Origin of the sequence: Litorihabitans aurantiacus (assembly GCF_030161595.1) — a bacterium.
GTDB lineage: Bacteria > Actinomycetota > Actinomycetes > Actinomycetales > Beutenbergiaceae > Litorihabitans > Litorihabitans aurantiacus.
The window spans coordinates 1,110,439-1,125,773 of sequence record NZ_BSUM01000001.1 but is presented as its reverse complement, the minus strand read 5'-3'; the positions used below and the strand labels follow the sequence as shown (position 1 = coordinate 1,125,773).

General features: G+C 74.2%; 9 protein-coding genes and 3 pseudogenes. 7 read left to right on the top strand and 5 right to left on the bottom strand.

Annotated elements, in window-relative coordinates:
• The first annotated feature begins 5 nt into the window (after nt 1-5).
• From QQK22_RS05245 to QQK22_RS05220, 5 genes and pseudogenes are all read left to right on the top strand, one after another.
• On the top strand, nt 6-1,391 hold the full coding sequence (locus QQK22_RS05245) for a class I SAM-dependent methyltransferase (RefSeq protein WP_284249940.1): 1,386 nt from the start codon (nt 6-8) through the stop codon (nt 1,389-1,391).
• Nucleotides 1,361-1,555 (top strand): hypothetical protein, encoded by a 195-nt coding sequence (locus QQK22_RS05240; protein ID WP_284249939.1) that lies wholly within the window; start codon nt 1,361-1,363, stop codon nt 1,553-1,555. The genes QQK22_RS05245 and QQK22_RS05240 overlap by 31 nt, the downstream gene beginning before the upstream one ends.
• Before the next feature lie 133 nt (nt 1,556-1,688).
• A pseudogene (locus QQK22_RS19205) lies at nt 1,689-2,245 on the top strand (vitamin K epoxide reductase family protein).
• A gap of 43 nt (nt 2,246-2,288) precedes the next feature.
• A complete protein-coding gene (locus QQK22_RS05225) occupies nt 2,289-2,813 on the top strand; it encodes a tRNA (cytidine(34)-2'-O)-methyltransferase (protein ID WP_284249935.1) in 525 nt (174 codons plus the stop codon).
• Nucleotides 2,814-2,874: 61 nt separating this feature from the next.
• Entirely contained in the window at nt 2,875-4,245 is a 1,371-nt protein-coding gene (locus QQK22_RS05220; protein ID WP_284249934.1) for an AI-2E family transporter, read from the top strand.
• Between the two features lie 38 nt (nt 4,246-4,283).
• On the opposite strand, the pseudogene QQK22_RS05210 reads toward QQK22_RS05220, so the two are convergent.
• From QQK22_RS05210 to QQK22_RS05195, 4 genes and pseudogenes are all read right to left on the bottom strand, one after another.
• Nucleotides 4,284-8,031 (bottom strand): annotated as a pseudogene (locus QQK22_RS05210) (PHP domain-containing protein).
• On the bottom strand, nt 8,024-8,965 hold the full coding sequence (locus QQK22_RS05205; RefSeq protein ID WP_284249933.1) for a DNA polymerase Y subunit UmuC family protein: 942 nt from the start codon (nt 8,963-8,965) through the stop codon (nt 8,024-8,026). The pseudogene QQK22_RS05210 and the gene QQK22_RS05205 overlap by 8 nt, the downstream one beginning before the upstream one ends.
• A 541-nt stretch (nt 8,966-9,506) precedes the next feature.
• Nucleotides 9,507-9,758, bottom strand: a pseudogene (locus tag QQK22_RS05200) (hypothetical protein); the annotation flags it as partial.
• A complete protein-coding gene (locus QQK22_RS05195; RefSeq protein WP_284249932.1) occupies nt 9,758-10,624 on the bottom strand; it encodes a hypothetical protein in 867 nt (288 codons plus the stop codon). The gene QQK22_RS05195 and the pseudogene QQK22_RS05200, both read right to left, overlap by 1 nt.
• Nucleotides 10,625-10,803: 179 nt before the next feature.
• Between QQK22_RS05195 and QQK22_RS05190 the strand changes: the two genes are divergently transcribed.
• Both QQK22_RS05190 and QQK22_RS05185 read left to right on the top strand, forming a co-directional pair.
• A complete protein-coding gene (locus QQK22_RS05190) occupies nt 10,804-11,319 on the top strand; it encodes a DUF3817 domain-containing protein (protein WP_348525508.1) in 516 nt (171 codons plus the stop codon).
• Between the two features lie 9 nt (nt 11,320-11,328).
• A complete protein-coding gene (locus QQK22_RS05185; RefSeq protein WP_284249931.1) occupies nt 11,329-12,054 on the top strand; it encodes a PIG-L deacetylase family protein in 726 nt (241 codons plus the stop codon).
• Nucleotides 12,055-12,126: 72 nt separating this feature from the next.
• Here the strand turns inward: QQK22_RS05185 and QQK22_RS05180 are convergent, their stop codons facing one another.
• Nucleotides 12,127-15,288, bottom strand: a complete 3,162-nt coding sequence (locus QQK22_RS05180; RefSeq protein WP_284249930.1) for a M14 family zinc carboxypeptidase — start codon at nt 15,286-15,288, stop codon at nt 12,127-12,129.
• Nucleotides 15,289-15,335: the final 47 nt, after the last annotated feature.

Below are 15,335 nucleotides of genomic sequence, written 5' to 3'. Positions count from 1 at the left end.
GCCTCGTGACCTCGATCCGCCACGTCCTGTTCCCCGGCCGCCACCACCTCGTCACCCGGTTCCAGGTCGAGCGCCTGCGCGAGATCCTCGCGGGCACCGCCCACGACGACGGGGGCTCCCCCGTCTGCGTGGCCGAGGACGCCGTCGTGGTCTGGGCGATCACCTCCGCGACGCACCGCGGCACGCGGCGCAACCCCGTGCCCGGCCACCGTCGCGAGGCCATGATCGAGCTGGCGGCGGCTGCGGCGGGGCTGCCCTCGCTCGTCACCCCCGTCCCCGACGTCGCCCGCAGCCCACGTTTCGCCACCACCGTGGTGCGCAGCGCCGGGCTGGACCTCGGCGTCGAGCTCGACCCGTCGTCCACCGTCGTGGCGTGCTCGACGCCGGACGTCGCCGTGATGTACCGCGCGGCGGGGTTCCGGGTGGTCGGCGTGGAGGACGCCCGGGACCCGCAGTCCGCGCGGCCCTGGGACGTGCTCGAGCTCGCGGTGCGCGACGCCGCCGGGTGGCGCGAACTCGTCGACCCCGCCGCGCTGGCGCACCTCGAGCGGTACGGGTTGCTGGCGGCGATCCGGACCGCCCACGAGGACCCGACGGTCTCGGCTGACGGCGACCTGACCTCCACGCGCGACTACGCCACGTACACGAAGTCGTTCGACGACGGCTCGGACCGCAAGTGGGCCCAGGTGCGGCCCCACGTGGTGCCGGGACGCGTCGTCGATCTCGGGTGCGCCGCCGGCGGCCTGCTCGAGCGTGCCTCGCGCGAGGCGCGCCTCGGCGAGTCCGACCTCTTCGGCATCGACGTCTCCCGTGCGCTCGTCGCCGAGGCCGAGCACCGCCGCGACCAGGGCGCGTTCGCCAACCCCAACGTGTTCTTCGCCCAGCGCAACCTGCTGCACGCGCCCGTCTTCGAGCCCCGGTCGGTGCACACGACGCTCTCGATCGCCCTCACCCACGAGATCGCCAGCTACGGCCGCGGCCGCGACGACCTCCGGCTCCTCGCGGAGCGGATCTTCGACCAGACGGCCCCCGGTGGTGTCTGGATCAACTCCGACGTGCTCGGTCCCGCGGAGGGCGAGCGCGTCGTCGACCTCGTGCTCGACGGCGACGACGCCGGCCGCGCCGTCGACATGACCGGCTGGGACTCCGACCGGGTCGAGGCGCACCTGGCCGCACTCACGCCGTCGCAGACGCTCACGCAGTTCGCCCACGACTTCCCGCGACTGTCCGGTGGCCGGTGCCGACCGGAACGGGTCGCGCCCGGCGTCGCGCGGCTCCCCTGCGGGACGCGATGGAGTTCCTCACCACCCGCGACTACCGGCGCAACTGGCTCTCGGAGTGCCACGAGCGCTTCACCGACATGGAGTACGACGACTGGGTCGCGCTCCTGACCGAGGTCGGGTTCGAGCTCGAGCCGGCGAGCGGACCGTGGCGCAACGACTGGCTGGTCGCCCACCGGCTGTCGGTGGGTGCCACCCTGCGCGACCCCGGCACCGGTGAGGGCCTCCCCTGGCCGGACACGCACGTGCTGACGGTCGCCCGTCGGCCCGTCTGAGCCCGTCCGTCGGGCGGCGTCGCCGTCGGACGTGCTGCATCCTGGTCCCGTGAGCCCCGCGACCGACACCGAGACCGTCACTCCCGAGCGACCCCGCGGGCTGCGCCACTCCCGGCGCTTCCTGTTCGCCACGATGGGTCTGTCCGCGATCGTCTGCCTGATCGCCTCGGCCGTGCTGTCGATCGACGCGATCCTGCTCGCCGCGAACCCGGAGACCGAGCTGGGGTGCAACATCAACGCGGCGATCTCGTGCGGCGCGGTCGGGGTCTCGCCGCAGGCCAACGTCTTCGGGTTCCCCAACGCCTTCATCGGTCTCGCGACCGAACCGGTCGTCCTGACCATCGCCGTCGCGGGGTTCGCCGGCGTGCGCTTCCCCGGTGGTTCATGTTCGCCGCGAACGTCGGCTACCTGCTGGGGCTGGTCTTCGCGTACTGGCTGTTCTTCCAGTCCATGTTCGTCATCGGGGCGCTGTGCCCGTGGTGCCTCACGATCACGGTCTTCACGACCGTCACCTTCTTCACGATGGTCCACGTGAACGTGCTGGAGCGGAACCTCTACCTGCCGCCGCGCGCCCAGGCGATCGCCGGGAAGCTCGTGCGGCTCGACGTCGATCTCTTCGTCCCCGCCGTTCTCCTGGCGGCCATGGTCGTCGGCATCCTGCTGAAGTACGGCACGATCTTCTTCTCCTGAGCCTGGCCTGGGGCGCCCGCCCGCTGCGCGTACGATCTCAGCGATGTCCGCCACGCCCCCCGCCCCGACCCCGGCAGCCGCAGCACCGACGGCGTCGGACCCGCTGGCCCACCTCGTGTTCTTCGAGCCCTGCATCCCCGGCAACTCCGGCGCAGCCATCAGGCTGGCGGCGCTGACGGGTGCGCACCTGCACCTCGTGGAACCCCTCGGGTTCGAGATGTCCGAGGCACGCCTGCGGCGCGCGGGCCTCGACTACCACGACCTGGCGCACGTGAGCGTGCACCCCGACCTCGACGCGGCGCTGGCGGCGACCGGTGACGGCCGGGTCTTCGCCTTCACCGCGGCGACCGACGTGACCCTGCCGCAGGTCGAGCTCGCGCGCGGCGACGTGCTCCTGTTCGGCCCCGAGCCCACCGGGCTCCCGGAGCACGTGCTGACCGACCCCCGGGTGACGTCGCGCGTGCGGATCCCCATGCGCCCGGGCCTGCGGTCGCTGAACCTGGCCAACGCCGCGACGGTCGCCGTCTACGACCTCTGGCGGCAGGTCGGGTACGACGGCGGCGTGTGAACCCTCCGTCGCCGCCGGTCACGGCGTAGGTTCGTCCGGTCAGACAACGAGAGGCGCTCGCATGGGCCAGCAGTCGCACCGTCGCACGGCGGGCGTGACCCAGCGCTCGACCGCACCCCGACGCCGTCAGGGTTCGCCCGTCCGGACGTCCGACGTCACGGGTGCCGGCGTGATGGGGATGGATCCGGACGCCGTCCGGGCCGGCGACGGCACTCCCGCGTGGCTCCGCCGGGCGGGTGGCTACTCCTGGCGGATGCTCGTCGTGGTCGCCGCCGTCGCGATCGTGGTGTTCGCGGTGCTGCAGGTGCAGGTCGTCTTCATCGCCGTGTTTCTCGCGCTGGTGGTCACGTCGGTCCTCGAGCCCGTGGTCTCGTTCCTCGCCCGGGTCATGCCGCGGCCGCTCGCGACGGCGCTGGCGATGCTCCTGTCGGCGGCGACGTTCCTCGGCATGCTGACCTACGTCGTCTACTCGGTCACCGTGCAGGCACCGACCCTCGCCCGCGACTTCAACACCGGCGTCACCCAGATCCTCGACTTCCTCGAGAACGGGCCGCTCCCCTTCAGCATCACGAACGACGACATCACGGGGTGGATCGCCGACGGCCAGCGCTGGCTGCTCGAGCACAGCGGTGACATCGCGGGCACGGTCTTCAGCAACGCCGGGAGCGTGTTCGAGGTCTTCACGATCCTCGCCCTCGGCGTGTTCACCACGGTGTTCTTCCTCGCCGTCGGACGATCGATGTGGGTGTGGTTCCTCAACCAGCTCCCGGCGCGCTCGCGCCTGAAGATGCACGAGGCGGCCGGTGCCGGCTGGTACACGTTCGCCGGCTACGCCCGCGGGACGGTCATCATCGCCGTGATCGACGGCGTCCTCGCCTACATCCTCCTCACCATCGTGGGCGTCCCGCTCGCGGCTCCGCTGTCGGTGCTGGTCATGATCGGTGCCTTCATCCCGCTGGTCGGCGCCCCCGCCGCGATGATCGTGGCCGCGGTGGTCGCTCTCGCGGCCAACGGACCGATCGAGGCGCTCATCGTGACGCTCGGCATCGCCGGGATCGGCCAGGTCGAGGGGCACCTGCTGCAGCCCCTGATCATGGGGCGCCAGGTCTCGCTGCACCCGGTCGTCGTCGCCCTCGGTGTCACGGCCGGGACGTTCCTCGGCGGTCTGCTCGGGGCGATCGTCGCCATCCCGCTCATCGCCGTGACGTGGACGGTGTACAGCCGCCTGCGTCGCAAGGAGGCACCGCTCGACGGCGAGCTCGCGACCGTCAAGGAGATCGTGACGAAGGACCTGGTTCTCAAGGGTCGCTCGCGCACGGCCCGGCGGGCGGACGACCCGGGCGCCGTGCGCGGTGAGAACGTGCGGTGGCGCGGGACGAAGCACGACCGCACGCGCGACGACGACGCCCCCGCCACGGACGACGACGCCTGAGGCTCGCTCGGGCGACGCCCGGGGCGCCCGGCGGCCGGTCACTGGAAGTCCCGTGAGGACGTCGCGACGGCGAGGCGCAGCGGCCGCATCCCGTCGGCCAGCAGGTTCACCACGCCGTCGGTGCGTTCGATCGTGCCGCGCACCACGAGGGCACGGCTGCGGATCGCGGTGCGGCGGTGCCGGGCCCACAGCCCGGCCGAGCACACGACGTTGAGCATGCCCGTCTCGTCCTCCAGGGCCAGGAAGGTCACACCCTGCGCCGTCCCGGGTCGCTGCCGGTGGGTCACGACCCCGCCGACCTCGACCCGCACGCCGTCGTCGACGGCCACGAGCGAGCTCACCGGCCGCACCCCCTGCGAGCGCAGGCGGCCACGGGCGAAGTGCGTGGGGTGGTGCTCGGGTGAGAGCCCGCTCGCCCAGACGTCGGCCACGGCGGTCTCGACGGCGTCCATCTCGGGCATCACCGGGGCGCTCGCCCCCACGGCGGTCCCGGCGAGCACCTCCTGCACCCACGTGCCGCCGGTGGCGTGGTGGGTGCGACCGGCCTCGCCGGCCAGTGCCCCGGCCGCCCAGAGCGCCTGACGGCGGCTGCCGCCGAAGGCGCGCAGCGCGCCGGCGGTGGCGAGCGACTCCAGCTGCCTGGAGCTCAGGCGCGCCCGGCATGCGAGATCGGCGGCGTCGGCGAAGGGCCGCTCGTCCCTGGCGGCGACGATCCTGGCCGCCGTGGCCTCGCCGATCCCTCGGATCGGGGCGAGGCCGAGGCGCATCGCGAAGGCGCGGTCCTGCTCGGGGTCGGCGACGACGTCGGCGGCGGGGTCCTGCTCGGGGTCGGCGGCGGTGCCGGCGCCGGCGTCCTGCCGCACCTCGTCCGAGCCGCCGTCGTCCCACGTGGGGGCGTCCGCACCACGCGCGGACAGGCGTGCGGCGTCCTCGATCCAGGTCTCGTGCGCGAACGTGGGCCGCGGGCGCAGCCCCCGGACGCCCCGCACCTCGCCGACGCCGTCCCCACCGCCAGCGCCGTCGCTGCCGCCACTGCCGTCGTCACCGCGGGGACGAGCACCGGCGCGCTCGACGTGCGCGTGCACCCGCGAGGCGACCACGCACGCGCGACGCACCCGGATGCCGTGCCGGCGCGCGTCGGCCACGAGCGAGCTCGGCGAGTAGAACCCCATGGGCTGCGCACCGAGCAGCCCGGCGTAGAACGCCTCGGGGTGGTGGGCCTTGAGCCACGTGGAGGCGTAGACGAGGTAGGCGAAGGAGAACGCGTGCGACTCCGGGAAGCCGAAGTCGGCGAAGGCTCGGAGCTTGTCGTAGATCTGCTCGGCCACGTCCGCCCCGATACCGCCGTCGGTCATGCCTTGCAGCAGCCGCCCCCGCAGCGCTTCCATCTTGTCGCGCGAGCGCTTGGAGCCCATGGCTCGCCGCAGCTGGTCGGCCTCGGCGGCGCTGAAGTCCGCGACGTCGATCGCGATCTGCATCAGCTGCTCCTGGAACAGCGGGACCCCGAGGGTCTTCTCCAGGGCGGGGCGCAGCTTCTCGTGCAGGTAGGTGATCGGCTCCCGGCCGTTCTTGCGGTGGATGAAGGGGTGCACGGAGTTGCCCTGGATCGGACCGGGGCGGATGAGGGCGACCTCGATGACGATGTCGTAGAAGCGCATGGGCTTGAGGCGGGGCAGCGTCGCGATCTGGGCCCGTGACTCGACCTGGAACACCCCGACCGTGTCGGCCTTCTGGAGCATCTCGTAGACCGCCGGGTCCTCCTGCGGCAGCGAGTGCAGCGCGAGCTGGACACCCTCCACCTCGGCCACGTGCTCGAACGCGAGCCGCAGCGCCGTGAGCATGCCGAGCCCGAGCAGGTCGAACTTCACCAGGCCGGCGTCCGCGCAGTCGTCCTTGTCCCACTGCAGCACCGTGCGCCCGGGCATCGTGGCCCACTCCACGGGGCAGACGTCGATCACCGGCCGGTCGCACATCACCATGCCGCCGGAGTGGATCCCGAGGTGGCGCGGCAGCCGCAGCATCCGGTCGGCCATGTCCAGGACGTGCTCGGGGATCTCGGCGAGGTCGGCCGCGGTGGCCGGACCGTTGATCGGCGGCAGCGGGTCGTGCGAGTCGACCCCTTCTCCCGCGGTGCGGGCACGGCGGCGGCCGCGGACCCACCGGGGCCCGCGGCCGGGCCGGCCGGCCCGGCCGACGCGGCCGACGGCGCCGCCGGCGTCCCGGCAGGAGCACCCGGCACCGCCCGCCCGGTCACCGCCGGGTCGCCGTGCCACCAGGGCTGCGCTGGTCCCTTCCCGCGCAGGTTGCCCCAGCGCTCGATGCCCTTGGACCAGGCGTCCTGCTGGCCGACGTCGTAGCCGAACGCGCGCGCGGAGTCCCGCACCGCCGATCGCGCCCGGTAGGAGATCACGTTGGCGACCTGGGCGGCGAACTCGCGCCCGTAGCGGTCGTAGACGAACTGGATCGCCTCCTCGCGGCGCCCGGACTCGATGTCGAGGTCGATGTCGGGCGGTCCCGTGCGCCCGTCGGACAGGAACCGCTCGAACAGCAGCCGGTGCTGCACCGCGTCGACGGCGGTGATGCCGAGCGAGTAGCACACCGCCGAGTTGGCCGCGCTGCCCCGCCCCTGGCTCAGGATGCCGGAGCGGCGGCAGAAGTCGGCGATCTCCGCCACGATGAGGAAGTACCCGGGGAAGTCCAGCCGGGTGATGAGCGCGAGCTCCTTCTCGATCGTGGCATAGGCGTCGGGGTGGCGGGCGTCGTGCCGGGGCCCGTACTTCTCCCGCGCGCCCCGCAGGGTCAGCTCGCGCAACCACGTCGCCTCGGTGTGCCCCTCGGGCACCGGGAACGGCGGGAGGTTGGGGGCGACGAGGTCCAGGCTGAACGCGCACTCCTGCGCGAGCCGGGCCGACGCCGCCACCGCCTCGGGGTGCGCCGCGTGGCGCGCGAGCATCTCGGCGCCGCTGCGCAGGTGGGCCGGGTGGGGCGGGAGCCAGCCGTCGATCTCCTCGAGCGAGGAGCGGGCGCGGACGGCGGCGAGCACGTCCGCCAGCGCGGCGTCGCGCGGGCGGGCGGCGTGCACCCCGCCGGTCACGACGGCGGTGACACCGGCCGTGCGCGCCAGGTCGACCAGGATCGCGTTGCGCTCGCCGTCGGTCGGTCGCCCCTGGTCGGTCAGCTCGACGGCGACGTTGTCGCGTCCGAAGAGCGCCACCAGCCGGTCCAGCTCCCGGCCCGCCGCGCGGGGGTGCCACACCCGCCCGGAGCCGTCGGGGTCGAGCGCACGCCGCAGCGGCCCCTTGCGGCACCCGGTGAGCACGAGCCAGTGGCTGCTCGACGGGCCCCCGCCTGCTCCGCGAGCACCTCCAGCGGGTCCAGCCCGACGGCGCGCCCGTAGTCGCGCACCCCCTTGCGACCCGTCACCAGGTGGGCCGTGGCGATGGCCCGTGAGAGGCGGGCGTAACCCTCGGGGTCACGTGCGAGCACCACCAGGTGGGTGGAGTCCGGGTCCGGGACGCCGGTCCGCTCCGTGGCGGCCGCCAGCCCCAGCTCGGCCCCGATGACGGTCGGCAGGTTCACCGCGGCAGCCGCCCTCGCGAACCGCACGACCCCGTGCAGACCGTCGTGATCGGTCAGCCCGAGCCCGGACAGCCCCAGACGCACCGCCTCCGCCACGAGCTCCTCGGGCTGGTTCGCGCCGTCGAGGAAGCTGAAGGCGGAGTGGGTGTGGAGCTCGGCGTAGGGCACGACCGTGCTGGTGCTCCCCCTGCTCCCGGCGCTAGTCATGCACGCCCTCCACCCACCACGACCCCTCCCGGAAGCACAGCAGCACCACACCACCGGGATCGGTGTCCACCTGGACCCACGCACCGCGGCGGCGCTGCCCCCACCACCGCTCGGTCACCGGCCACGGGCCGGCCGTCGCCACGACCGGGTGGGTTCCCGGCCGCAACCACCCCAGCCCGACCTGGCGACCGGGGCCGCCCACCACCGCGGGCCCCCCGGGCACCGAGGCACCAGGAGGCGACGGCGTGGGCACGCGCAGCTGCGCGGGCGCACCGCTCAGGTGCCCGCGAGGGTCGACCACGACGAGCTCGCCCGCCGCGGTGAGCAGCGCGGCCGGGCGCGCCTCGAGCGGCACGATGCTCGGGTAGGGCGGCGGGATCTGCCCGGGCCAGGGCGCGTCGGTCCGCCGCAGCCCGGTGCTCTCGTCACCCCACACGACGGCGCGCACCCGGTCGCGCGGTGAGCGCCCGCCCTCGGGGACCGGCACGAGGACGCGCTCGGGGCCGATCAGCCCCTGCACGCGCTCCGCCGCCCGCCCGGCCTGCACCTCGCCCCGGGCGCGACGACCCCACAGCCCGTCCTGGGCCGCCCCGGCCGGTCCGACCTCGCGCGCGACGAGCTCGATCCGGGCCAGCGGGGCGCTCGGCGCCCGCCCGCTGCGCCCGCTCAGCCACCCCTCCAGCTGCCACCGCACCCGGTCGGTGAGCTCGCTCGCGGTGAGCGCGCCGTCGATGCGCCAGGTGCGCACCAGCTCGCGCCCGGTCGTGGCCCTGGCCGCCACCTCCAGCCGGGCGCACACCGCGCCGCGGCGCAGGAGACGGTTCTGCAGCTCCTCCGCGAGCCGGCGCGCGGTGAAGGCCGCCGTGTCGATCCGCTCGGCCGGCGGGTCGAGGGTCGCCGCCGTCGTGATGTCGGGGTCGGGCCGGTGCACCACCGGCCGGCGCGCGTCGAGCCCCCGGGCCAGGCGGTGCGCCTGCGACCCGAGCCCCCGAACCGTGCGGCCACGTCGCCGCCGCGCAGCGCCGCGACGTCGCCCAGCGTGTGCAGCCCGAGGCGGCGCAGCAGCTCCACGAGGTCGGTCCAGGCCGCGCTCGCCTCCCTCGTCGTGGCGGCGTGCAGCAGTGTGCGCACGTCGCGGCCGGCCAGGAACTCCTGCGAGCGCCCTGCCGGGACGAGCACACCCTCGCGCGCGGCGAGCACCGCGGTGAGGTATCCCTCGGCCACGCCGACCTGGCACTCGGCCCCGGTCTCGTCCGCCACCACCCCGACCAGCGCGTCCGCGAGCGCCTCCTCACCGCCCCGGTAGCGGGCCGGCCCCCGGCGGCGAACAGCACCATGCCGGGGCGGACCACCTCCAGGTCGGCCACGTGGTGCTCGCACGCCTGGACGAGGGGTTCGAACTCGCGCACGTCCCTGCCCGTGTCGGCGGGGACGAGGACCAGCTCGGGGCAGAGCTCCTGGGCGGACCGACGGCGCATCCCCCGCCGCACCCCGAGCGCCCGGGCGGGGGCGGAGGCGGCCACGACTCCCCGCGCGTCGTGCACCGCCACCGGGAGCTCGGACGGCAGCTGCTCCTGGGCGGCCGCGGCCACGACGGGCCAGTCGGGCACCCACAGGACGCCGAGCCGCGGCGACCGCTCCGGCGGCCTCGCCACCGACGCCGCCGTCGCTCCTGACGACCGCGAGCCACCGTCGGCGGTGCGCTCGGGGACGGGCAGCGAGGCCATCAGCCGGCCCGCCGCTCGAGCAGATCCGTCGGCGGGGTGGGCGGCGCGGCCGGCAGGACGGCGGGGAGCTCGACGAGACCGGTGACGCCGCCGACCCGACCGATCTGCACGCGCCGCGTCCGCCCCGCGCCCAGCCCGCGCCCGCTGCTGGTGACCGTGAGGTCCTCGGACACCAGGCGCCCGTGGGTGCGCAGCCCACCACCGGCGCGACGGGTGACCGTGAGCGTCACCTCGCTGCCGGGCCATGGCCGGGCGCTGAGCAGCACGGCGCCGCGGTGTCGGACGCGCTGGGCGAGCGCCCGCCGGTCCCGCTCACCCAGCGCGACCCGCTCTCCCACCACCACGACGTCGAACCCGTCGGTCAGCGCGCCCAGGACCCCCGCGGCGTCGGGCCCCGGATCGGGGACCAGCGCGCAGCGGGCGGGGTCGAGACCGGTGTCGAGCGCGGCGGCGAGCCCCAGGTCGGGGTGGGAGACCAGGGCGCACCACGCGCCGTCGGACGTCAGCGCCGCCGTCAGGTGCAGCAGGAGCGCCGTGGAGCCCTCCACCACGAGCGCGCTGCCGCGGCGCACCGCGCCGTGCGGCAGGAGCGCCGCGAGGGCGGGCGGGGCCGGGAGCCAGCTCGCGTCGGACGGGAGGATGCTGGGTGCCGCGACCTCGTCCTCCTCGCGCGCCTCGACACGTTCAGCACCCTCGGGCCTCGCCACGACGGGGGCCGCCGCGACACCGCTGCGCCCCCACGCCACCGGCCGCAGCCCCGAGGCGGTCTCGGCTTGCTCCAGGGCAGCGCGCACCCGCTCCAGCCGCTGCGCGCGATCGTCCTCCAGCACCGCCGACCTCATCTCCATCCCCTCCCGAGCGAACACGTGTTCGATGGAAGATGTCTAGTACAGGGGTACGACATCGGGCTGTCAACGCCGAGGACCTGCCCGGGAGGCGTGGATCCGCGCCGGTGCGGGGCACCCGCGTGGACACGCCGTGGCACGACACGCCGGACCCGCGGTCGCCCGTAGGCTGGAGGTCCACCCCCCACGAGAGGACCCCGGTGTTCCGCACGCCCCGCCGCCTGTTCCGCACGTTCGCGTTCGCCGAGATGGTCTCGTGGGCGCTGCTCATCGGCGGGATGGTCCTGCGCGCCACCGCCGACCTCGACGTCGCGGTCACGATCGGCGGCGCGATCCACGGCCTGGTCTTCCTCTGCTACGCCGCGACGGCGCTCGTCGTGGCGCTGAACCAGCGCTGGCCCGTGCTCACCAGCGCGCTCGCCGTCGGCAGCGCGGTCGTCCCGTTCGCCACGCTCCCGACCGAGCGCGTCCTGGACCGCCGCGGCCGGCTCGAGGGCGCCTGGCGGCTGACCGAGAGCGGGCACCCCCGCGACCGCCGGTGGCACGACCGCGCGCTGCGCTGGGCGCTGCGCCACCCGGTTCCGCTCGCCGGGGGCTCGCGATCGCCGTCGTGGCGCTCTACGTCGTCCTGCTCGTGGTCGGCCCTCCCGGTGGTCCGCGGGACGAGGCGCTCGCCCTGCTCTGAACGACGCCGCAGCAGTGGCGCCGATGAGTAGCGTGGCGTCATGGACGCCCCGACCCTCCCCCTGCTCGACTCCTCCGCCTTTCGCCGCGTGCTCGTGGTGGTGGCCCACCCGGACGACGCCGAGTACGGCACCTCGTGCGCCGTCGCCGCCTGGACCGCCGCCGGCGTCGAGGTGACCTACCTGCTCCTCACGCGCGGCGAGGCCGGCATCCGCTCGATGGAGCCCGCCGAGACCGCGGTGCTGCGCACGCGCGAGCAGATCGAGGGCTCGGAGGCGGTCGGGGTCACCGACGTGCGCTTCCTCGACCTCCCCGACGGCGCGCTCGAACCCACGCTCGACCTGCGGCGCGAGATCGCCCGGGTCATCAGGGACGTGCGTCCCGACGTCGTCGTCACGGGCTCGTGGGAGGTCGAGGCGCCCTGGGGCCTCAACCACGTCGACCACCGCGTGTGCGGCATTGCCGCGGTGGACGCGGTGCGTGACGCCGACAACCCGTGGATGTTCCCCGAGCTGCGGGAGAGCGGCCTCGAGGCGTGGGCGGCTCACACCCTCCTCGTCGGCGGTCACTCCCGTCCGACGCACGGGGTCGACGTCACCGGTGAGCCGCTGGAGCGCGGCATCGCCTCGCTCGCCGCGCACCGCGTCTACCTCGAGGCGATCCCCGAGCACCCGCCGGCCCGCCCGTTCGTGACGGGGATGACGGCGGGGCAGGGCGAACCGCTCGGCGTCGCGCACGGGGTGCTGTTCCGCGTCCAGGAGATGTAGGACGAACGGCGGGGCCCACCGGTGAGGTGGACCCCGCCGTCGCGATCGGATCAGACGTCGATCACCGTGCGATCAGACGTCCTGCCCGAGGTGGTGCAGGCGGAACATGAACGCCGCCATCGCGTCGCGGTTGACCGGCGAGAGCGGGCGGAAGACCCTGGTCCCGTCGTTGCCGGCCCCGTCCCACCCGGTCGCGATCCCGTTCTCCGCCAGCCACGCGATCTCCGCGTAGAACTGGTTGTCGGTGGAGACGTCGGCGAACGGCGAGGTGGCCGGCGCCGGGGCGCCGTCGACCTTGCCCTGCAGGTCGCCGAAGCGGTACAGGAACGCCGCCATCGCATCCCGCGCGATGGGCTCCAGCGGCCGGAACTGCGCCGAGCCGTCGGCCTGCACCCAGCCCGTGGAGATCCCCGACTCCGCCAGCCACGCGATCTCCGTGAAGAACTGGTTGTCCGTGGAGACGTCCGTGAACGGCGAGGTGGTCGGGTCCTCGAAGTCCGGCGAACCGGCCAGGCGGTAGAGGAACGCCGCCATCGCGTCGCGCGCCACCGGCGTCACCGGACGGAACTCGCGCGTGCCGTCCTCCAGCTCCCACCCGGTGGAGATCCGGTTCTGAGCCAGCCACGAGATCTCCTCGTAGAACTGCGTGCTCGGCGTGACGTCGACGAACGACACGCCCGTGGGGGGCGACACGCCCTCGCCCTCCGGACCGGCCCACAGCAGCGCCGTGGCCACGTCCGGGTAGGCACCCGTCGGGTGGGTGCGGTAGAGCGGGCTGGTGGCGAACGCGACCGCGCGGGAACCGCTCTCGCCGACCGCGGAGATCACCGAGGGCTGCCCCGCGAACTCGACGGGTCCGGGCACGGGCACCGGGGTGGCGGCGTTCGTGGCCGAGCGCCAGTGGCCCGCGAGGTAGGTGCCCCACGTCTGCTCGACGCGCACGTTCTCGCCGAGGCCGGTGAAGTAGCTCGGCGAGGAGAAGAATGCCGCGGGCTCGGACGTGCCGGACAGCAGCCCGTCGGTCGTGGTGTCCACCTCGACGATGCCGTTGGCGTCGCTGCGGCCGGTGACGCGGGTGGCGTCGAAGACCCCGAACGTGGTGCCCACCGTGGTCACCGGACCCGACGCCCCCACCAGGCCCCCGCCGCGGGCGAGGTACGCCTCGAGCGCGGTCCGTCCGGCCACCTGCGCCTCGCTCGTGTTGAACGCGAGGTTCGACCCGAGGTAGAGCACGTCGATCGCGTCGTAGTCGGTGAACGTGTTGTTGACGAACACCGGGTCCACGAAGCCCATCTGCGACAGCGCGAGGAACGTGTCGCCGCTGCCGTTGCTGCCGGTGTAGCCGACGCGCAGCGCCGAGACGCCCGCGGCGCCGTCGGGCAGATCGCCGTCGGTGGCCGCCAGGTCGACGCCGAACTCGCTCGCGAGCGCGACGGCCGCGGTGCGGCCGGACGGGTCGATCACGTAGGTGCCGTCCCCGACCGAGGAGATCGGGACGCCGGCGTTCAGCAGCGCGTTCAGCACCCGCACCTCGGCCACGCCCTCGAGCCGGAGCGCGAGGTAGGCGGAGTCGGCGACCTGCGAGGTCAGCTCCACGCCGTCGACCGGGGTGGTCGCGACGGCGAGCGCGGGGTCCCCGGTGTCGCCGATGCGGTCGACGGTGGCGCCCCACAGGCGACCGAGCGACCAGGCGGAGATGTCGTACATCGTCGGCACCTTGTCGGTGATGTCGCTGCCGTCGGCCAGCAGGACGTTCGCGAGACCGCGCAGCGGCTGGTGCATGTCCACGAGGTAGGTGCCGGCGGGGTAGTCCACGCCGTCGACCGTGGTGGCGGCCTGCGTGCGCTGCACCTCCACGCCGTGCGCGAGCAGCTGCTCCACGAGCCGGGCCGCGTCGGTGCGCGAGGACTGCCGCTCGCCCGCGGGGATGAGGTAGGCGCGCGGGAACTCGGTGCCGGTCACGTCGGCCTCGTCCCAGAGCGCGGCCCACTGGTCCGGGCCCGGGTAGTTCGCCGGATCCGGGTTCGCCGGGATCTCGCGCAGCGGCTCGCCCGCGGCGCCGCGACGGAAGATCTCGATCTGGTTCTCGATGAGCTCGGCCTCGTTCGCCTGGATGTAGTCCAGCGTCGAGTCCAGGACCTGGTGGCCGACCTCGCGGTTGTGCTCGAGGCGACGCGCGTCCTCGGTGGGGTTCGCGGGGTTGGTCCGGCCCGGCCCGAGCTCCACGGTGTAGGAGATCGCACCCTGGAACTGCACGTACTGCGCGGTGAAGATCGGCGGGAAGCCGTCCCAGCCGGACGGGGTGTCGCGGTAGGGGATGCGGATGCCGCCGTTGTACAGCGGGAAGCCCGAGCCGGAGAACTCGGCCAGGTAGTCCTGCTCGATCTGCAGGGCCGCGGCGTAGGCGTGCGGCATGAGCAGGTCGTGGTCGTAGTTCTCGCCCTGGGGCGGACCGGTGGGCTCGACCTGGAGGTAGTTGGTGTAGCCGTGCATGTCGATGAAGAACAGCGGCTGGATGTCGGCCGTGAGGTCGCGCACGACGGCGGTCTCCGGCGTCGTGTTGGTGATGAAGTCCCGGTTCGGGTCGAGTCCGAGCGCGGTGGCGCGCGTGCCGTTGACCCGGCCGTCGGGGTTGTTGCTCAGGGTGACGTAGAGCCGGGAGCCCTCGACGAGCTCGAGGGCCTCGGGGTCTCCAGCGTCGAGGCGGTCGAGCAGGTCCTCGACGTAGGAGATGGCGGCGTCGGTGCCGTCCCACTCGTTGCCGTGGATGTTGTTGTTGAACCAGATCGGCTTCTTGTAGCCGGCGGCGAGCGCGGCGTCGGTGGCCGCGGCGGCCGAGTCGTGCTTGATCGCGTCGCGCCAGGCGTCCTGCTGCGCGCTCTGCTCCGCCGTCTCCGGCGCCGTGATCGTCACGAGGTAGAACGGTCGGCCCTGGGTGGACTCGCCCACGATCTCGGCCGAGACGTACTCGCTGCCCAGCCAGCCGTTGACGCGCGGCGCGATCTCGTGGAACGGGATGGCCCCGCGTGCGATCGAGCGGTCGGCCGGGTCGAACGGCTGCGGGGGCAGCGGTGTCTGCCGCGGGTAGGGCAGGCCGTCGTCGTCCGGCAGCGCGGCCGTGGTGACCGTGCCGCTGATCGGCACCGGTGCCGCCGTGGCGATGGCGGTGGGCGCCAGCGCCAGGGCCGTGATCGAGGCGAGTGTCAGACCCGCCCCGAGGATGCGTCGATTCATCCGTTCCCTCTCAGGTGGTGCTGCGGCCCGCGCGGACGCGCCACCTG